Genomic DNA, 17593 nt, shown 5'->3' with positions numbered 1-17593 from the left:
CGCTGACGGCGGCGGCGCTGCGCTCGTACTGCCTCGGGTTCAACGGGGCCTCCGAGGAGGTCCCGTTCCCGCGCAATCCGGAGCTCACGGTCTTCAAGGTCGGCGGCCGGATCTTCGCCTTCTGCTCCCTGGAGGAGCGGCCGCTGAAGACCACCCTCAAGTGCGACCCCGACGACGCGGTCCGGCTCCGGGAGACCCATCCGGAGATCGTCCCCGGCTGGCACCTCAACAAGCGCCACTGGAACACGGTGACGGTCGGCGGGCTGCCCGCCCGGATGGTGCGCGAGATGATCGAGGACTCGTACGACCTGGTGGTGGCGGGCCTGCCGAAGGCACTGCGGCTCCGGCTCGACCGGCCCTGAGCCCCGCGCCCCGGTGAGCCCGCCGATGGCCGCGTACCGGGGCCGCCCGCCCACCGGGGCCGCCCGGCGCCGGGCCGCGTCCGCTGCCTATGCTCGGCGCCATGACTCAGAGCACGGACAGCACCGGCCCCGGGACCGACCTCGACCCCGAGGACCGCAAGATCATCACCCTCGCGCGCAGCGCCCGCGCCCGTAACGGCGTACCGGAGGGCGCGGCCGTACGGGACGAGACGGGCCGTACGTATGTCGCGGGCACCGTCGACCTGGACTCCCTCCGGCTCAGCGCGCTGCGCACCGCCGTCGCCATGGCCGTGGCCAGCGGCGCCACCTCACTGGAGGCGGCCGCCGTCGTCACCGCAGCGCCCGGCGCTTCGGACGAGGACCGCGCCGCCGTGCGCGATCTCGGCGGCCCCGGCACACCGGTGCTGGTGGCGGGCCCGGACGGCGGCCTGAAGGCCACGGTCACGGCCGGCTGAAGACGGCGGCCCTGCGGGCCGGACGGCGGTCACGCGGCGGTCCGTGGCGCCCGGCTGGTAGGCGGCGGGTGAACGATCGGGGAGAATGGGCGCCATGAGCGCTCGTACCTCCTCTCCCGAGACTTCTCCCGAGACAGCCGAAGCCCCCCACCGGGCCGGCTTCGCCTGCTTCGTCGGTCGCCCGAACGCGGGCAAGTCCACCCTCACGAACGCTCTGGTCGGCCAGAAGGTGGCCATCACCTCGAACCGGCCGCAGACCACGCGGCACACCGTCCGGGGCATCGTGCACCGGCCCGAGGCGCAGCTGATCCTGGTCGACACCCCGGGCCTCCACAAGCCGCGCACCCTGCTCGGCGAGCGGCTGAACGACGTCGTGCGGACGACCTGGGCCGAGGTCGACGTGATCGGCTTCTGTCTGCCCGCGAACGAGAAGCTCGGCCCCGGCGACCGGTTCATCATCAAGGAACTGGCCGCGATCAAGAAGACGCCGAAGATCGCCGTCGTCACCAAGACGGACCTGGTCGACTCCAAGGCCCTGGCCGAGCAGCTCATCGCGATCGACCGGATCGGCAGGGAACTCGGCCTGGAGTGGGCCGAGATCGTCCCCGTCTCCGCCGTCGGCGACCAGCAGGTCGGCCTGCTCGCCGACCTGCTGGTCCCGCTGCTCCCGCAGAGCCCGCCGCTCTACCCGGAGGGCGACCTCACCGACGAGCCGGAGCAGGTCATGGTGGCCGAGCTGATCCGCGAGGCCGCGCTGGAGGGCGTACGGGACGAGCTGCCGCACTCGATCGCCGTCGTGGTCGAGGAGATGCTGCCGCGCGAGGACCGCCCGGCGGACCGGCCGCTGCTCGACATCCACGCGAACGTCTACATCGAGCGGCCCAGCCAGAAGGGCATCATCATCGGCCCCAAGGGCAAGCGCCTCAAGGAGGTCGGGACGAAGTCCCGCAAGCACATCGAAGCGCTGCTGGGCACGCCGGTCTTCCTGGACCTGCACGTCAAGGTCGCCAAGGACTGGCAGCGCGATCCCAAGCAGCTGCGCAAGCTGGGGTTCTGAGCCGGGCCACGCCCCGGCGGCCGGAGGCCGGCGCAGCCGGTCGAAGCCGGTGAGGCCCCCGGGCCGAGCCGTGCGAGTGCGGCGGACGGGGTGGGTTCCCGAGCAGCTGCGCAAGCTGGGGTTCTGAGCCGGGCCGCGCCTCGCCGCCGTCCCAACGGGGCCCCGGCCGAGAGGTCCTACGCGCCTTCCTTGAGCACCCGGGAGATCAGCGCGCGCTGGGCGTCGGTCAGCCGGGGGTCCGCGCAGTGGAACGTGTGCTCGTCGATCGTGATCCGGTAGCTGAAGCCGTCCGGCACGCCCGAGGGCGCGGCGGCGTGGCTGTCGGCCTTCGCCCGTTCGGCCAGCTCCCGCCAGACCTCGGCGTCGGGCAGGTCCGCGGTGTCGACCTCCGACCTGCGCTCGATGCCCGCGAAGCCGCCTGTGCGCCGTACTTGGATACGCATAGTCCTGTTCTAGTACGTGAAGGGCGGCGGCGGTAGCCGCCGCCCGTGCCGTGGGGCGTGCCGTCGGCCGTCCGCGCTACTCCGTGGCCACCCCGACCTGGGACCACGCCTTGGTCACGGCCTCCAGCTCCGCCGCCTCACCGAAGCGCTCCCGCGCCGCGGCGACGGTCAGCCGGGCGAAGTCGGCGAAGTCCGCGTCGGTCTCCAGCTCGCCGCCGGTCAGCACGTCGAACCAGACCTGGCCCGCCCGCTCCCACGCCTTTCCGCCCAGCTGGGTGGCGAACAGATAGAACGCGTGATTCGGGATGCCGGAGTTGATGTGGACCCCGCCGTTGTCACGGGTCGTCCGGACGTAGTCCTTCATGGCGGCGGGCTGCGGGTCCTTGCCGATCACGTCGTCGTCGTACGCCGTGCCCGGTGCCTTCATGGAGCGCAGGGCGACCCCGCTCACGCCGGGGGCGAGCAGGCCCTCACCGATCAGCCAGTCGGCCTGGTCGGCGGTCTGGTCCAGGGTGAACTGCTTGACCAGGACCCCGAAGACGTCCGACACCGACTCGTTCAGCGCGCCGGACTGGCCGTTGTAGTCGAGGTTGGCGGTGTACTGGGTGAGGCCGTGGGTCAGCTCGTGGCCGATCACGTCGACCGGGATGGTGAAGTCGAGGAAGACCTCCCCGTCACCGTCCCCGAACACCATCTGCTCGCCGTCCCAGAAGGCGTTCGCGTAGTCCTTGTCGTAGTGCACGCTCGCGGACAGCGGCAGCCCGGCGCCGTCCAGCGAGTCGCGCTGGTACGCGGTCAGCAGCAGCTCGAAGGTGGCGCCGAGCCCGGCGTACGCGCGGTTGACCGTGGCGTCCTGGCCGGGCGGGTCGCCCTCGTCGCGGACCTTCTTGCCCGGCAGCGTGGTGGTGTGCTCGCAGTCGTGGATGGTGCGGCGGGGCTTTCCCGTGGCCGTCGGGTCCTGGTCGGCGGGCTCGGTGAGCGTGCGCGGACCGGCGGCCGTGGCCAGCCGGCGGCGGGTGCGCTGCGCGGAGTCCGCCTCCAGGGTGCGGCGGGCGGGCCCGGAGAGCGCGGGGTTCTCGGCCTCCGCGAGTCTGTCGAGTACGTGCGGCGGCACGATGGTGCAGAAGACGGAGGCGGTGGCGGGAGCGATGGCGTCCATGAAACAACGGTGGCACTCCGTGGAACGCCTGTCACCCATTGCGACCTAGGTTGCTGAAATGGAGTGATTCATCGCCTCGGGGCGGTTAAAACCTCACTCTCCGCACAGAGGGGCCGGCCTGTTCCCGCCGGCCGGTCCCGCATGTTGATACGGCCCCGCGTGAACCGGACGCCTCGGTTACGCTGTGGGACATCATGCGTTTCGGGCTGCTTCTCCTTAGCTGCCGCGGCGAGGGCCTGTAGTCGTAGGCCGACCCCCTCCCCGCGGAGTTTGGCGTTGCGGTGACCACGCCCCGTCGGCCGTCCAGCGGACACACGAGGAGCCCTGCGCAATGTCTGATTCTTCCGTCGGTCGCCCCACGCCCGTAACCAACGCGACCGGTACCCAGAAGCCCTCCGGGATGCCGGTCCACAAGTACGGGCCGTACGAGGCCGTCGCCATCCCCGACCGCACCTGGCCGGACAACCGGATCACCGCCGCCCCCCGCTGGCTCTCCACCGATCTGCGCGACGGCAACCAGGCCCTGATCGACCCCATGTCGCCGGCCCGCAAGCGCGAGATGTTCGACCTGCTGGTACGCATGGGCTACAAGGAGATCGAGGTCGGCTTCCCGGCCTCCGGCGAGACCGACTTCGCCTTCGTACGGTCGATCATCGAAGAGGGCGCGATCCCCGAGGACGTGACGATCTCCGTCCTGACGCAGTCCCGCGAAGAGCTGATCGAGCGCACCGTCGAGGCGCTGCGCGGCGCCCACCGCGCCACCGTCCACCTCTACAACGCCACCGCCCCCACCTTCCGCCGGGTCGTCTTCCGCGGCACGAAGGAGCAGGTCAAGCAGATCGCCGTGGACGGCACCCGGCTGGTGATGGAGTACGCCGAGAAGATCCTCGGCCCGGAGACGACCTTCGGCTACCAGTACAGCCCGGAGATCTTCACCGACACCGAGCTGGACTTCGCCCTGGAGGTCTGCGAGGCCGTCATGGACGTCTGGCAGCCCGAGGCCGGCCGCGAGATCATCCTCAACCTGCCCGCCACCGTGGAGCGGTCCACGCCGTCCACGCACGCCGACCGCTTCGAGTGGATGTCGCGCCATCTCTCCCGGCGCGAGCACGTCTGTCTGTCCGTGCACCCGCACAACGACCGCGGCACGGCCGTGGCCGCCGCCGAGCTGGCGCTGATGGCCGGGGCGGACCGTATCGAGGGCTGTCTGTTCGGCCAGGGCGAGCGCACCGGCAACGTCGACCTGGTGACGCTGGGCATGAACCTCTTCTCACAGGGCGTCGACCCGCAGATCGACTTCTCGCAGATCGACGAGATCCGTCGTACCAGCGAGTACTGCAACCAGATGGAGATCCACCCGCGCCATCCCTACGCGGGCGATCTGGTCTACACGTCCTTCTCCGGCTCCCACCAGGACGCCATCAAGAAGGGCTTCGACGCGCGGGAGGCCGACGCGGCCGCACGCGGCATGTCCGTCGACGAGATCGAGTGGGCCGTGCCCTACCTGCCGATCGACCCGAAGGACGTGGGCCGTTCCTACGAGGCGGTCATCCGGGTCAACTCGCAGTCCGGCAAGGGCGGGATCTCGTACGTCCTGAAGAACGACCACAAGCTGGACCTGCCGCGCCGGATGCAGATCGAGTTCTCCCGCATCATCCAGGCCAAGACCGACGCCGAGGGCGGCGAGGTCACACCCGGCCAGATCTGGTCGGCCTTCCAGGACGAGTACCTGCCCAACCCGGACAACGCCTGGGGCCGGATCCAGATCCGCTCCGGCCAGACCACCACCGACACGGACGGCCGGGACACGCTGACCGTACAGGCCGTGGTGGACGGCCGGGAGGCACTGCTGAGCGGTACCGGCAACGGACCGATTTCGGCCTTCTTCGCCGCGCTGGCCGAGGTCGGGGTGGACGCCAGGCTGCTGGACTACCAGGAGCACACGATGAGTGAGGGCGCGAGCGCCCAGGCCGCCTCGTACATCGAGTGCGCGATCGGCGAGAAGGTGCTGTGGGGGATCGGAATCGACGCGAACACCACGCGCGCGTCCCTGAAGGCCGTCATCTCCGCGGTCAACCGCGCGACCCGCTGACCTGAGCCTTCGCCCCGCACCACACGAACCCCGTCCGCCACTCCGGTGGGCGGGGTTCGGCCATGTCGTGGCGATCTCACGCCGCGGTGCTGACGGCACGCCGAAGATGTGGCTAACATCACGTCAACGCAACGCTCCGCAGCGGGATCCCCGAAAGGGAGCGGAGACGAGGCGGAGTGCAACGCAACGAAGCGTTGCCGAAGCGTGACGGAGGTGCGCGACGTGCTGCCAACCCGACGATCAAGCGGCCGGAAGATGCGCCTCTGCGGCATTCGTACGTCATGGAACACCGTCGGTGACGGAGAGTTCTTCTGCCCCGACTGCGGGGGCGACCGCAACTACCGCCGCCGTACGGGCCGTCGGCGCTTCACCGTCCTCGGTATCCCGCTGCTCCCGCGCGGCGACGCCGGTCCCGTGGTCGAATGCGCCGCCTGCCACGCCCACTTCGGCATGGACGTCCTGGACCACCCCACCACGATCCGCTTCTCCGCGATGCTGCGCGACGCCGTCCACACGGTCGCCCTCGCCGTCCTCGCGGCCGGCGGCACCTCGTCCCGTACGGTCAGGGAGACCGCGGTCCTGACCGTGCGCGCGGCCGGGTTCGAGGACTGTACGGAGGACCGGCTGACGGAGCTGGTGGAGGCGCTCGCGGCGGACACCGGCCGGTTCATCGTCGAGCCCGGCCCGTGCGGCGCCGCGCTCGCCATCGAGCTGCACGAGGCGCTGGAGCCGCTCGCCCCCCACCTGGCCCCGGCGGGCCGCGAGGCGATCCTCCTCCAGGGCGCGCGGATCGCCCTGGCCGACGGGGCCTACAGTCCGCCGGAGCGCGAGGTGCTGTCCACGGTCGGCGGCGCGCTCCAGCTGCGGGCGGACGACACGGAGCGGCTGCTGGCGGCGGCGGGCACGCTCTCGTGAGCCGGCGCGTCCTCGGCGGGCCCGTCCGCCCGGACGCCGGGGCGGCCGGGGGCCTGCGCACCGTACGGGTGCGGGACAATGAAGCCCATGAGTCTGTTCCGGGACGACGGCGTCGTACTGCGCACTCAGAAGCTCGGTGAGGCCGACCGCATCATCACGCTTCTGACCCGCGGCCATGGCCGCGTCCGCGCCGTCGCCCGGGGGGTACGGCGGACGAAGTCCAAGTTCGGCGCGCGGCTGGAGCCGTTCTCCCATGTCGACGTGCAGTTCTTCGCGCGGGGCAGCGAGCTGATCGGACGCGGGCTTCCGCTGTGCACCCAGGGTGAGACCATCGCTCCGTACGGTGGCGGCATCGTGACCGACTACGCCCGCTACACCGCGGGCACCGCCATGCTGGAGACGGCGGAACGGTTCACCGACCACGAGGGCGAGCCGGCCGTGCAGCAGTATCTGCTGCTCGTCGGCGGGCTGCGCACCCTGGCACGCGGGGAGCACGCGCCGCATCTGATCCTGGACGCCTTCCTGCTGCGCTCGCTGGCCGTCAACGGGTACGCGCCCAGCTTCGACGACTGCGCGAAGTGCGGGCTCCAGGGCCCCAACCGCTTCTTCTCGGTCGGGGCCGGCGGGGTCGTGTGCGGGGACTGCCGGGTGCCCGGCAGCGTCGTACCCTCTGCTGAGGCCGTCGGGCTGCTCAGCGCGCTGCTGACGGGGGACTGGCGGACGGCCGACGCGTGCGAGGCGCGGCATGTCAGGGAGGGCAGCGGGCTGGTGTCCGCCTATCTGCACTGGCATCTGGAGCGCGGCCTGCGCTCACTCAGATACGTAGAGAAGAACTAGGAGACGAGAAGCGCATGGCACGACGCGGAATCCTGGGGCGTTCCCGCCGCGAGTACAAGACGCCGGAACCGCATCCCTCCGGCGCTGTTCCGCCGGTGATACAGAGCGAGCTGGTGCCCAAGCACGTGGCCGTCGTCATGGACGGCAACGGCCGCTGGGCCAAGGAACGCGGGCTGCCGCGCACCGAGGGGCACAAGGTGGGTGAGGGCGTCGTCCTCGACGTGCTCAAGGGCTGCCTGGAGATGGGCGTCCAGAACCTCTCCCTGTTCGCGTTCTCCACCGAGAACTGGAAGCGGACCCCCGACGAGGTGCGCTTCCTGATGAACTTCAACCGCGATGTCATCCGCCGCCGCCGCGACGAGATGGACGAGCTGGGCATCCGGATCCGCTGGGTCGGCCGGATGCCCAAGATGTGGAAGTCGGTCGTCCAGGAGCTTCAGGTCGCCCAGGAGCAGACCAAGGACAACGACGCGATGACGCTCTACTTCTGCGTCAACTACGGCGGCCGAGCGGAGATCGCGGACGCGGCGCGGGCGCTCGCCGCCGATGTCGCGGCCGGTAAACTCGACCCTTCCAAGGTCAACGAGAAGACGTTCGCCAAGTATCTGTACTACCCGGACATGCCGGACGTGGATGTCTTCCTGCGGCCGAGCGGTGAGCAGCGTACGTCCAACTACCTGATCTGGCAGAGCAGTTACGCGGAGATGGTCTTCCAGGACGTGCTGTGGCCCGACTTCGACCGGCGTGATCTGTGGCGGGCGTGCCTGGAGTACGCCTCCCGCGACCGCCGCTTCGGCGGCGCGCTGCCCAACGAGGAGTCCCGGGGGGACGTGCCGGAGCAGGACGAGCAACCGGCGCGGGCTTCGCGGGGCTGAGCGGCACAGCCTCCTCGCACCGCCGGGCGGGCGGCCGGACACCGGCCGCCCGCCCGGCGGAAGCGAGAGGGAGAGGCGTCAGTTCTTCGCGGCTCTCGCCGCGCACTCCGCGCACGTGCCGAAGATCTCCACCGTGTGGGCCACCCCCACATAGCCGTGCTGCGCGGCGATCGTCTCGGCCCACTGCTCCACCGCGGGGCCCTCGACCTCGACGGCCTTCCCGCAGACCCGGCAGACGAGATGGTGATGGTGGTCGCCGGTCGAGCAGCGCCGGTACACCGACTCGCCGTCGTTCGTGCGCAGTACGTCGACCTCGCCGGCGTCGGCGAGCGACTGGAGGGTGCGGTAGACCGTGGTCAGACCGACCGAGTCGCCGCGGTGCTTGAGCATGTCGTGAAGCTCCTGCGCACTGCGGAACTCGTCCACCTCGTCGAGCGCCGCCGCCACCGCGGCACGCTGGCGGGTCGATCGGCCGCGGACGGGGGCCGCGCTCGATCCACTGCTGGGCGCAGTCGTCACAGGTGCCTCCTTGCCTCTGCCCGTCGTCATCCGTCGGGCGTTACCCGCTTACGTCGGGCCATTGTGCCAGCTCGCGCTCAGACGGATACCTCGTCCGCGGGACGCCGCGCTGCCGGTACGTCCGTGTCCGCCGGATGCGCGCCGTGTGCGCCGTGCGCGCCGTCGTCCGGCGTGCCCTCCGTGTGCGGCGCGCGGGCCCGGCGCGCGGCCAGCGGGGCGGCGAGCCCGGTCAGCAGGACGAAGACGCCGATGGCGATGAGCACGATCGTCGCGCCGGGGGGTACGTCCTGGTAGTACGAGGTGACCGTGCCGGCGAGCGTCACGGCCGTACCGATCACGACGGCGAGCACGAACGTCACCACGAAGGACCGGGTGATCTGCTGCGCCGCCGCCACCGGCACCACCATCAGCGCGCTGACCAGCAGCAGCCCCACCACCCGCATGGCGACGGTCACGGTCACCGCTGCCGTCACGGCGATCAGCAGGTTCAGGGTGCGCACCGGCAGCCCGGTGACCCGGGCGAACTCCTCGTCCTGGCTGACCGCGAACAGCTGCCTGCGCAGCCCCACGGTCACCAGCACCACGAAGGCCGCCAGCAGCGAGATCGCGGTCACGTCGGAGGGGGAGACCGTCGACAGCGAGCCGAAGAGATAGGTGCTGAGGTTGGCGTTGGAGCCGTTGGGCGCGAGATTGATCAGCAGGACGCCGCCCGCCATGCCGCCGTAGAAGAGCATGGCGAGCGCGATGTCGCCGCGGGTGCGGCCGTACGCCCTGATCAGCTCCATCGTGACGGCGCCGGCCACCGAGACCAGCGTCGCCACCCACACGGGGCTCCAGGAGAGCAGGAAGCCGAGCCCGACCCCGGTCATCGCGACATGGCCGATGCCGTCGCCCATCAGCGCCTGCCGGCGCTGGACGAGGTAGATGCCGACGGCGGGGGCGGTGATGCCGACCAGTACGGCGGCTATCAGCGCTCGCTGCATGAACGGGGTCTGAAGTATTTCCATGGGTCAGCTCAGCAGTCCGGTGCGGAGCGGCTCGCCGGCCGCGTGGGGGTGGACGTGGTCGTGGCCGGGCAGGGCGTGCTGGCCGACGGCCCGGGGCGGGGGGCCGTCGTGGGTCACACAGCCGTCGCGCAGCACCACCGCCCGGTCGATGAGCGGCTCCAGCGGGCCCAGCTCGTGCAGGACCAGCAGGACGGTCGTCCCGGCCGCGACCTGCTCGCGCAGGGTCGCGGCGAGGATCTCCTGGCTGGCCAGGTCGACGCCCGCCATCGGCTCGTCCATGATCAGGAGTTCGGGTTCGGCGGCGAGCGCCCGGGCGATCAGCACCCGCTGGTGCTGGCCGCCCGACAGGGCGCCCACGGAGTCCTTGGCGCGGTCGGCCAGCCCCACCAGCTCGATCGCCCGCTGTACGGCCGCCCGATCGGCCTTGGAGGGCCATCCCAGCCGGGTGCGGGAGAGCCGGCCGGAGGAGACGACCTCGCGGACGGTCGCGGGCACCCCGCCGGCCGCCGTGGTGCGCTGCGGTACGTAGCCGACCCGGGACCAGTCGCGAAAGCGCCGCAGCGGGGTGCCGAACAGCGCGATCCCGCCGCTGGTCAGCGACACCTGGCCGATCACCGAGCGCACGGCGGTGGACTTGCCGGAGCCGTTGGCGCCGAGCAGCGCCACGACCTCTCCCGAGCGGACGGTGAGGTCGATGCCGCGCAGCACGGGGCGCCCGCCGAGGGTGGCGGCGGCGCCGCGCAGGGAGATCACCGGCGCGGGGAGCGGTCCGGGCTCCCGCGCCTCCGCCGCCTCCTGGGCGTGTCCCGTCTTCGCCGTCACCATGCCGGGCGCCTCCGATACCGCTGTCCGATTCACTTCGCGCCGAGCGCCTTCTGCAATGCCGTGAGGTTCGACCGCATGACCTCGACGTAGTCAGCGCCCTTCGACTTGTCCGTGATTCCCTCCAGCGGGTCCAGGACGTCGGTCTTCAGTCCCGAGTCCCCGGCGAGGGTCTTGGCGGTCTTGTCGCTGGCGAGCGTCTCGAAGAATACGGTGCCGACCTTGTCGCGCTTCGCGATGGTCTCCAGTTCCTTGACCCGGGCGGGGCTCGGCTCCGCCTCGGGGTCGATGCCGGCGATGGCCTCCTGCTCCAGGCCGTAGCGCTCGGCGAGGTAGCCGAAGGCGGCGTGGGTGGTGATGAAGGTCTTGGTGGAGGTGTCGGCGAGGCCCTGCTCGAAGTCGGTGTTCAGCCTGTCGAGCGTGGTGACCAGGGCGGCGGTGTTCTTCTTGTACGCGGCGGCGTGGTCCGGGTCGGCCTTCTCCAGAGCGGCGCCGACGCCCTTGGCGACCTCGGCGTACTTCACGGGGTCGAGCCAGATGTGCGGGTCGTTGCCGTCGGTGGAGGCTTCCTCGTCCCCGTGGGCCTCGTCTTCGGCGTGATCGTCGGCGTGGTCGTCGCCGTGGTCGTGCGTGTGGCCGGTCTCGGTGCCGTGCTTCTCCATCGTGGTCAGGGTGGTCGCGTCGACGGTGTTCCGCACACCGGACTGGGCGATGGCCTTGTCCACGGCGGGCTGTATGCCCTTGAGGTACAGGATCACATCGGCCTCGCCGAGCTGGGCGGTCTGCCGGGGCTTCAGCTCCAGGTCGTGCGGCTCCACACCGGGCTTGGTGAGCGTGGTGACCGAGACATGGTCGCCGCCTATCTCCTCGGCCAGGAACTGCATGGGGTAGAACGACGCGGTCACCGCGAGCTTCCCCCCGCTCTTCGTGGCGGCGTCGGAGGAGGAGCAGGCGGACAGGGCCACCATGCCGAGCGTGACGGCTCCGGCGATGGTGGCGGTGGGTATCAGGCGTCGTACGTTCATGACAGTCATTTTCAACAAAATTGGAAACGATTGTCAACAACGAGTCGGAAACGGCTTGGGAAGTGGGCGGGATGTCCGATACCCAGCACCGATTTGATCGAAGGGGTGCGCCCGCCGCTAATCTGAGTCATTCGCCGTTCGTCGTCGTCGTAATGAAGAGAGCACCGTGGCCGCCGACAAGATCGACAGCATCGTCAACCTGAGCAAGCGCCGTGGCTTCGTCTACCCGTGCAGTGAGATCTACGGTGGCCAGCGCGCCGCCTGGGACTACGGGCCGCTCGGAGTCGAGCTGAAGGAGAACCTCAAGCGTCAGTGGTGGCGTTACATGGTCACCTCGCGCGAGGACGTTGTCGGTATCGACTCCTCGGTGATCCTTGCCACCGAGGTCTGGGAAGCGTCGGGCCACGTCGCGACCTTCAGTGACCCGCTCACCGAGTGCACCTCCTGTCACAAGCGCTTCCGCGCCGACCACCTGGAGGAGGCGTACGAGGCCAAGCACGGCAAGGCCCCCGAGAACGGCCTCGCCGACCTGAACTGCCCCAACTGCGGCAACAAGGGCACCTTCACCGAGCCCAAGCAGTTCTCCGGGCTGCTCTCCACCCACCTCGGCCCGACGCAGGACTCCGGGTCCGTCGCGTATCTGCGGCCCGAGACCGCGCAGGGCATCTTCACCAACTTCGCCCAGGTGCAGCAGACTTCCCGTAAGAAGCCGCCGTTCGGCATCGCGCAGATGGGCAAGTCCTTCCGGAACGAGATCACTCCGGGCAACTTCATCTTCCGCACCCGCGAGTTCGAGCAGATGGAGATGGAGTTCTTCGTCAAGCCGGGCGAGGACGAGCAGTGGCAGGAATACTGGATGGAGCAGCGCTGGAACTGGTACCGCGACCTGGGCATGCGTGAGGAGAACATGCGCTGGTACGAGCACCCGGCCGAGAAGCTCTCGCACTACTCCAAGCGCACCGCCGACATCGAGTACCGCTTCCAGTTCGGCGGCAGCGAGTGGGGCGAGCTGGAGGGCGTCGCCAACCGCACCGACTACGACCTCACGGCGCACTCCAAGGCGTCCGGCCACGACCTGTCGTACTTCGACCAGGAGGCCGGCGAGCGCTGGACCCCGTATGTCATCGAGCCCGCCGCCGGTGTCGGCCGCGCGATGCTCGCCTTCCTCCTCGACGCGTACAACGAGGACGAGGCGCCCAACGCCAAGGGCGTGATGGAGAAGCGCGCCGTGATGCGCCTCGACCCGCGCCTCGCGCCGGTCAAGGTGGCCGTCCTGCCGCTCTCCCGCAACCCGCAGCTCTCGCCGAAGGCGAAGGGGCTCGCGACGGACCTGCGGCGCAACTGGAACATCGAGTTCGACGACGCGGGCGCCATCGGCCGCCGCTACCGTCGCCAGGACGAGATCGGCACGCCGTTCTGCGTCACCGTCGACTTCGACACCCTGGACGACAACGCGGTCACCGTGCGCGAGCGCGACACGATGAAGCAGGAGCGCGTCTCGCTCGACCAGATCCAGAGCTACCTGGGCGGACGCCTGATCGGCTGCTGAACGGGACATCGCGACAGGCCGGAAGGCCCCCGGCTCCCTTTCGGGAGGGAACCGGGGGCCTTCCTCTGTGCCGGGACCGCGCCACCGGGTCAACTGCCCCGGTCGACGCGGCCCGTTGGCGTGTCCGTGTACGGCACACTGGTCCCCCGGCCTACGAGGGAGACACGGATCATGCCGTCCACGACCACCAGCAAGGTCACCCGATGGGACCAGCACGGACGCGAGCACGTCGTACGCGTCCAGAAGGCCGGTGTGCAGCGCTCGTTGGTCTGCGACACCTGCGGCTGGCGCAAGAGCGCGCAGTTCCTGCCCTGGCTCAAGGCCGAGGAGCACCTCACCGACGCCCATCAGGCGACGGTGGACCCGGCGGCGGACTGAGGGGCGGGGTCCGGCGGGGCGGGCCCCGGCTCCGGGGCGCGCCCGGGACGCCGGCGGCGCCGGGTCAGGCCCGCAGGCCGCGCAGCAGCAGCTCCGCCACGGCGTCGAACTCCGCCTCGATCGTGGGCTTCTGCCACTCCGTCGCATAGGCCGGGTCGTGGAAGCGGGCCGTCGCGACGAACACCGCCCCGGCGCTGCCCGCCGGGTCGTCCGAGGCGAACCGCCCCGCCCGCACCCCCTCTTCGACGATGCGGGTGAGCTGCGCCGTCAGCTCCTCCAGATGCGCTTCGACCACGCCGCTGTGCTCCTGGGTGAGCACGATGAACGTGGCGAACAGCTCCGGGTCGTCCCCCGCCTTGTGGCGCTTCGCGTCGAACAGGGTCAGCAGCCAGCCGCGCATCTTCTCCGCCCCCGGCTCCCGCTCGTCGTCGGCGACGATCCGGGCGAGGGCCGTCTCCGTGCGGCTCAGCCACCGTGAGGTGACGGCCTCGCGCAGCGCCGCCTTCGTGCGGAAGTGCCGGTAGACGCTGCCGTGGCTGACACCGAGCACCCGCGCCACATCGACGACGGTCGCCTTCGCCGGCCCGTAACGGCGCAGCACCTCCTCGGTGGCTTCGAGGATGCGCTCGGCGGTCAGGGTCTCGGTGCCCATGAGATCCCGCCCTTTCAGGGCTCGTGCGTGGCTCGCGCGGTGGACGTGACGTGACGGATCACGGTACCCGTCGAGCCGGGCTCCCGGCCGGGTCGGCTCCGGTCGCCCCCGGCGGCCCCCGTCAGCGCTCGCTGTCGAGGGAGGTCATCTGGCTCGCCGGGTAGCGCTCGCCCCGGGCCACGTCGGCGGGGAAGGCGCGCTCGATCGCGTCGAGGTCGCTCGCGTCCAGCGTGACGTCCAGGGCGCCGAGGGACTCGGCCAGCCGCTCGCGGGTGCGGGCACCGATGAGCGGCACGATGTCCTCGCCCCGGGACAGCACCCAGGCGATGGCGATCTGGGCGACCGTCGCCCCCTTCCGCTCGGCGATCCCGCGCAGCGAGTCGACCAGCGCGAGGTTGTGCCGGAGGTTGTCCCCCTGGAAGCGGGGACTCATCGCGCGGAAGTCGCCGGCCCCGAGCTTCCGGTCGGCGGTGAAGTGGCCGCTGATCAGTCCGCGCGACAGGACTCCGTAGGCCGTGACGCCGATGCCCAGCTCACGGAGGGTCGGCAGGATCTCCTCCTCGATCCCGCGCGTGATCAGCGCGTACTCGATCTGGAGATCGGAGATCGGGGCGGTGGCGGCGGCCCGGCGGATGGTCGCCGCACCGACCTCGGAGAGCCCGATGTGCCGTACGTGTCCCGCCTGGACCAGCTCGGAGATGGCGCCGACCGTCTCCTCGATCGGCACGTCCGGGTCGAGCCGCGCGATCCGGTAGATGTCGATGTGGCCGACGCCCAGGCGCTGGAGCGAGTACGCGGCGAAGTTCTTCACGGCGGCGGGACGGCCGTCATGGCCCACCCAGCCGCCGTCCGGGTCGCGCAGGGCACCGAACTTGACACTGACGAGGGCCCGCTCGCGGGCGGCGGCCGGGGCGGTGCGCAGGGCTTCGCCGATCAGCAGCTCGTTGTGCCCCATGCCGTAGAAGTCGCCGGTGTCGAGCAGGGTGACGCCCGCGTCCAGAGCGGCGTGGATCGTGGCGACGGACTCGTCGCGGTCGCCGTCGCCGCCGTACATACCCGACATGCTCATGCAGCCGAGGCCGAGCGCGGAGGACCGGGGGCCCGTGGAGCCGAGGGCGCGGGCGGGGATCGTGGTCATGGCGGATTCCTCCGTACGAAATCGCGGATGCGGCGGAGTGTGACAGGGCAACCATGGCATGACGAGTGACAGTTATCAATATCTGTCACTCGTTCGGACGTGCGATGCGCGCCGGCCCCCGTCCTCAGCCGCGGGGTCGGACCGCAGCCGCACCCGCGAGCTGTCCGGAGGAGTGGCGATCCGGGGCCCCGCCGGAAAACCCGTTGCGTCCCGGGACCCGCCCGGTGGTAGCGTCAGCCGCATGTTCTTCCAGATCTACGAGTGAGAGCGCGGCGGCGACAGCCCGCCCCCCACCGACGATTCCGCAGATCACTTCTCATCACTTCGGGAGAACCCCGTGGCAAAGAGCCGCAACAACCTTCTCGGCGTGGGCGGTCAGCGCACCAGGCCCGGCCGCACGGACCCGCAGTCCGGCGCCCCCGCCCGGGACGCCAACCGCAAGGCCGCCGCCGACCAGAAGCAGGAACTGCTGCGCAAGATGCGCGAGCGCGCCGCCGGCCAGGGCGCCGACGGTGGCGAAACGGCCGAAGCGCGGGACTGACACCACCCGGCACCACCCCGGTGCGGACGGCCCGGACCACCTCGGTGATCCGGGCCGTCCCGCATGACGGGACTGCGTCGGCTCAGCCGATCGCCCGCGGCAGCCGCAGACTCAGCAGCCCCGTCAGCACGACCAGCCCCAACTGCGCCAGCAGGGTGATCGTCAGGGCGTCGCCCATCCCCAGGGAGGTCGTCAGGCTCAGGAAGAGCGACCCCAGCGTCGCCACCCCGAGCGCCAGCGCCGACTGCTGCGCCGTGACCATGACGCCACCGCCCACTCCGGCCCGCTCCGCCGGGATGTCGGAGAGCACGATCCGGACGATGACCGGCAGTTGGAAGCCCTGGCCGAGACCGGCCAGCGCGACACCCGGCAGCAGATCCGGCGTCGTGAGCGAGGGCCAGCCGTGCCGGACGGCGAGCACCAGCAGCACGACACCGGCCGCCTGCACGACCGCGCCCGACGTCACCAGCCGACTGCCGTACCGCCGGATCAGCCGGGGTCCGGCCAGCGAGGCCGCGAAGAACGCCACGGCCATCGGCGCCAGCGCCATTCCGGCGGTGACCGCCCCCATCCGCAGGCCCTGCTGGAGCGCCACCGCGATCACGAACATGAACCCGCCGAAGGCGATACCGAAGGGCACCAGCAGCGCCAGCCCCCGCCGGAGCGTGACCAGCGCGAACAGGCTCGGCGGCACCAGCGGCGTCCGCCCCTCCCGGTCGGCCCGCCGCTCCACCCGCAGGAAGGCGTACGCGGCGACGGGGAAGGCCGCCAGCGACACCCAGGTCCACAGCGGCCACCCGGCCGCCCGGCCCTCCGTGAGCGGCGCCAGCAGCGTCACCAGGCTGACGCCCAGCAGCACGGTCCCCGGCACGTCCACGGGCGCCGGCCGCTCCGAGCGCGTCTCCGGCACCGAGCGGTACGCGAGGAACAGCCCGGCCAGCGCGATCGGCACGTTGACCAGGAAGATCGCCCGCCAGCCGCTCCCCGCGAGATCGGCCGCCACGAGCACCCCGCCCAGGATCTGGCCCGCCACCATCGCGAGGCCGGCCGTCGCCCCGTACAGGCTGAGCGCCTTCGCCCGGCGCGGCCCCGCGGTCGCGGCCTGGATGGTGGCCAGCACCTGCGGCAGCATCAGCGCCGCCGCCGCGCCCTGCGCGACCCGCGCCCCGACCAGGGTCCAGGCGCTCGGGGCGAGTCCGCAGGCGAGGGAGGTCAGCCCGAAGGCGGCCATGCCGACCAGGAACAGCCGTCGCCGCCCGAAGGTGTCGCCGAGCCTGCCGCCGAGGACGAGCAGTACGGCGTAAGCCAGCCCGTACCCGGCGACCACCAGCTCCAGCAGCGCGGGGCCCGCGGCCAGATCGCGGTCGATCGTCGGCAGGGCGACATTGACGATGAAGAAGTCGATCAGGGGGAGCGCCGCTCCGAGCAGCACGGTGAAGAGGCCGAGCGACCCGAGGACGGATCCGTGGTCGTGGCGGACGGGCGGCCCGCCGGCGGGCGCGGGGACGGCGGTGGATGTCTTCCGGGGGGACATGGATGTTCTGCTCACCCCACCGACGATCGCGTACCGCGTAACCAGGTACCAGAGTCTCTTTATCCTGGTACCTGACCTACCCGTAAGAGGTCGGGCGTCGTCCAGCCCACCCGTCGCACGACAGAGGTGATGATCATGATCAGCTTATTGTCGAGGACGCGGGACGGGCGGATGTGAAACCTTGGACCCGATGTGACACCGCATCAGAATGG

19 protein-coding genes are annotated in these 17593 nt (G+C 71.0%); 10 read left to right on the top strand and 9 right to left on the bottom strand.

Going from position 1 to position 17593, the window contains the following annotated elements:
- The first annotated feature begins 2 nt into the window (after positions 1–2).
- The 3 genes from ACFY6S_RS10685 (at position 3) to era (ending at position 1895) form a co-directional block, all read left to right on the top strand.
- Complete coding sequence (locus tag ACFY6S_RS10685) at positions 3–362, top strand: MmcQ/YjbR family DNA-binding protein (RefSeq protein WP_388830454.1); 360 nt, start codon at positions 3–5, stop codon at positions 360–362.
- Between the two features lie 101 nt (positions 363–463).
- Entirely contained in the window at positions 464–838 is a 375-nt protein-coding gene (locus ACFY6S_RS10680; RefSeq protein WP_388830429.1) for a cytidine deaminase, read from the top strand.
- A 94-nt stretch (positions 839–932) separates the two neighbouring features.
- Complete coding sequence (gene era / locus ACFY6S_RS10675; protein ID WP_388830432.1) at positions 933–1895, top strand: GTPase Era; 963 nt, start codon at positions 933–935, stop codon at positions 1893–1895.
- A gap of 176 nt (positions 1896–2071) precedes the next feature.
- Here the strand turns inward: era and ACFY6S_RS10670 are convergent, their stop codons facing one another.
- Together ACFY6S_RS10670 and ACFY6S_RS10665 are read right to left on the bottom strand one after the other, a co-directional pair.
- A complete protein-coding gene (locus ACFY6S_RS10670) occupies positions 2072–2338 on the bottom strand; it encodes a protealysin inhibitor emfourin (RefSeq protein WP_388830435.1) in 267 nt (88 codons plus the stop codon).
- 76 nt (positions 2339–2414) lie between these two features.
- Positions 2415–3497, bottom strand: coding sequence for a M4 family metallopeptidase (locus ACFY6S_RS10665; RefSeq protein WP_388830438.1), 1083 nt, complete (start codon positions 3495–3497; stop codon positions 2415–2417).
- Positions 3498–3828: 331 nt separating this feature from the next.
- Between ACFY6S_RS10665 and leuA the strand changes: the two genes are divergently transcribed.
- From leuA to ACFY6S_RS10645, 4 genes are all read left to right on the top strand, one after another.
- Positions 3829–5589 (top strand): 2-isopropylmalate synthase, encoded by a 1761-nt coding sequence (leuA, locus tag ACFY6S_RS10660; protein ID WP_388830441.1) that lies wholly within the window; start codon positions 3829–3831, stop codon positions 5587–5589.
- A 255-nt stretch (positions 5590–5844) separates the two neighbouring features.
- The gene (locus ACFY6S_RS10655) at positions 5845–6504 is read left to right on the top strand and encodes a TerB family tellurite resistance protein (protein WP_388830457.1); all 660 of its coding nucleotides are present in this window, start codon (positions 5845–5847) and stop codon (positions 6502–6504) included.
- Between the two features lie 87 nt (positions 6505–6591).
- Positions 6592–7341 carry a DNA repair protein RecO gene (recO, locus tag ACFY6S_RS10650; RefSeq protein ID WP_388830443.1) on the top strand — a complete coding sequence of 250 codons (750 nt, stop codon included), beginning with the start codon at positions 6592–6594 and terminating at the stop codon, positions 7339–7341.
- Positions 7342–7355: 14 nt separating this feature from the next.
- Complete coding sequence (locus tag ACFY6S_RS10645) at positions 7356–8216, top strand: isoprenyl transferase (protein WP_388830445.1); 861 nt, start codon at positions 7356–7358, stop codon at positions 8214–8216.
- Between the two features lie 78 nt (positions 8217–8294).
- Here the strand turns inward: ACFY6S_RS10645 and ACFY6S_RS10640 are convergent, their stop codons facing one another.
- The 4 genes from ACFY6S_RS10640 to ACFY6S_RS10625 all read right to left on the bottom strand — a co-directional run bounded on the left by ACFY6S_RS10640 (position 8295) and on the right by ACFY6S_RS10625 (position 11589).
- Positions 8295–8735 (bottom strand): Fur family transcriptional regulator, encoded by a 441-nt coding sequence (locus tag ACFY6S_RS10640; RefSeq protein ID WP_388821527.1) that lies wholly within the window; start codon positions 8733–8735, stop codon positions 8295–8297.
- A 77-nt stretch (positions 8736–8812) separates the two neighbouring features.
- Entirely contained in the window at positions 8813–9742 is a 930-nt protein-coding gene (locus ACFY6S_RS10635) for a metal ABC transporter permease (RefSeq protein ID WP_388821524.1), read from the bottom strand.
- A gap of 3 nt (positions 9743–9745) precedes the next feature.
- Complete coding sequence (locus ACFY6S_RS10630; protein ID WP_388821521.1) at positions 9746–10567, bottom strand: metal ABC transporter ATP-binding protein; 822 nt, start codon at positions 10565–10567, stop codon at positions 9746–9748.
- 29 nt (positions 10568–10596) lie between these two features.
- Positions 10597–11589, bottom strand: a complete 993-nt coding sequence (locus tag ACFY6S_RS10625; protein WP_388821518.1) for a metal ABC transporter substrate-binding protein — start codon at positions 11587–11589, stop codon at positions 10597–10599.
- Positions 11590–11755: 166 nt separating this feature from the next.
- On the opposite strand from ACFY6S_RS10625, the gene ACFY6S_RS10620 reads away from it, so the two are divergent.
- Both ACFY6S_RS10620 and ACFY6S_RS10615 read left to right on the top strand, forming a co-directional pair.
- Entirely contained in the window at positions 11756–13138 is a 1383-nt protein-coding gene (locus ACFY6S_RS10620; RefSeq protein ID WP_388821516.1) for a glycine--tRNA ligase, read from the top strand.
- 171 nt (positions 13139–13309) lie between these two features.
- A complete protein-coding gene (locus ACFY6S_RS10615) occupies positions 13310–13516 on the top strand; it encodes a hypothetical protein (RefSeq protein WP_388821513.1) in 207 nt (68 codons plus the stop codon).
- 64 nt (positions 13517–13580) lie between these two features.
- Here the strand turns inward: ACFY6S_RS10615 and ACFY6S_RS10610 are convergent, their stop codons facing one another.
- Positions 13581–14168: a TetR family transcriptional regulator gene (locus ACFY6S_RS10610; RefSeq protein ID WP_388821510.1), complete on the bottom strand. Its 588-nt coding sequence runs from the start codon at positions 14166–14168 to the stop codon at positions 13581–13583.
- Between the two features lie 121 nt (positions 14169–14289).
- Positions 14290–15306, bottom strand: coding sequence for an aldo/keto reductase (locus tag ACFY6S_RS10605; RefSeq protein WP_388821507.1), 1017 nt, complete (start codon positions 15304–15306; stop codon positions 14290–14292).
- Positions 15307–15643: 337 nt separating this feature from the next.
- Here ACFY6S_RS10605 and ACFY6S_RS10600 point away from each other — a divergent pair, with 337 nt between their 5' ends.
- On the top strand, positions 15644–15847 hold the full coding sequence (locus ACFY6S_RS10600) for a DUF6243 family protein (protein ID WP_388821504.1): 204 nt from the start codon (positions 15644–15646) through the stop codon (positions 15845–15847).
- An 82-nt stretch (positions 15848–15929) separates the two neighbouring features.
- Here ACFY6S_RS10600 and ACFY6S_RS10595 read toward each other — a convergent pair whose 3' ends face one another.
- On the bottom strand, positions 15930–17381 hold the full coding sequence (locus tag ACFY6S_RS10595; protein WP_388821642.1) for an MFS transporter: 1452 nt from the start codon (positions 17379–17381) through the stop codon (positions 15930–15932).
- Positions 17382–17593 lie beyond the last annotated feature (212 nt).

Origin of the sequence: Streptomyces sp. NPDC012835, from assembly GCF_042900885.1 — a bacterium.
In the GTDB taxonomy this organism is placed as follows: Bacteria; Actinomycetota; Actinomycetes; order Streptomycetales; family Streptomycetaceae; genus Streptomyces.
The sequence above is the reverse complement of the archived record's forward strand: the minus strand, read 5'-3'. Positions and strand labels throughout refer to the sequence as shown.

Excerpts from the sequence above, each read along its gene's own strand:
- ACFY6S_RS10680 (WP_388830429.1), top strand. The coding sequence starts at position 464 with ATGACTCAGAGCACGGACAGCACCGGCCCCGGGACCGACCTCGACCCC.
- era (WP_388830432.1), top strand. The coding sequence starts at position 933 with ATGAGCGCTCGTACCTCCTCTCCCGAGACTTCTCCCGAGACAGCCGAA.
- ACFY6S_RS10670 (WP_388830435.1), bottom strand. The coding sequence starts at position 2,338 with ATGCGTATCCAAGTACGGCGCACAGGCGGCTTCGCGGGCATCGAGCGC.
- ACFY6S_RS10665 (WP_388830438.1), bottom strand. The coding sequence starts at position 3,497 with ATGGACGCCATCGCTCCCGCCACCGCCTCCGTCTTCTGCACCATCGTG.
- leuA (WP_388830441.1), top strand. The coding sequence starts at position 3,829 with ATGTCTGATTCTTCCGTCGGTCGCCCCACGCCCGTAACCAACGCGACC.
- ACFY6S_RS10655 (WP_388830457.1), top strand. The coding sequence starts at position 5,845 with ATGCGCCTCTGCGGCATTCGTACGTCATGGAACACCGTCGGTGACGGA.
- recO (WP_388830443.1), top strand. The coding sequence starts at position 6,592 with ATGAGTCTGTTCCGGGACGACGGCGTCGTACTGCGCACTCAGAAGCTC.
- ACFY6S_RS10645 (WP_388830445.1), top strand. The coding sequence starts at position 7,356 with ATGGCACGACGCGGAATCCTGGGGCGTTCCCGCCGCGAGTACAAGACG.
- ACFY6S_RS10635 (WP_388821524.1), bottom strand. The coding sequence starts at position 9,742 with ATGGAAATACTTCAGACCCCGTTCATGCAGCGAGCGCTGATAGCCGCC.
- ACFY6S_RS10630 (WP_388821521.1), bottom strand. The coding sequence starts at position 10,567 with ATGGTGACGGCGAAGACGGGACACGCCCAGGAGGCGGCGGAGGCGCGG.
- ACFY6S_RS10625 (WP_388821518.1), bottom strand. The coding sequence starts at position 11,589 with ATGAACGTACGACGCCTGATACCCACCGCCACCATCGCCGGAGCCGTC.
- ACFY6S_RS10615 (WP_388821513.1), top strand. The coding sequence starts at position 13,310 with ATGCCGTCCACGACCACCAGCAAGGTCACCCGATGGGACCAGCACGGA.
- ACFY6S_RS10610 (WP_388821510.1), bottom strand. The coding sequence starts at position 14,168 with ATGGGCACCGAGACCCTGACCGCCGAGCGCATCCTCGAAGCCACCGAG.
- ACFY6S_RS10605 (WP_388821507.1), bottom strand. The coding sequence starts at position 15,306 with ATGACCACGATCCCCGCCCGCGCCCTCGGCTCCACGGGCCCCCGGTCC.
- ACFY6S_RS10595 (WP_388821642.1), bottom strand. The coding sequence starts at position 17,381 with ATGTCCCCCCGGAAGACATCCACCGCCGTCCCCGCGCCCGCCGGCGGG.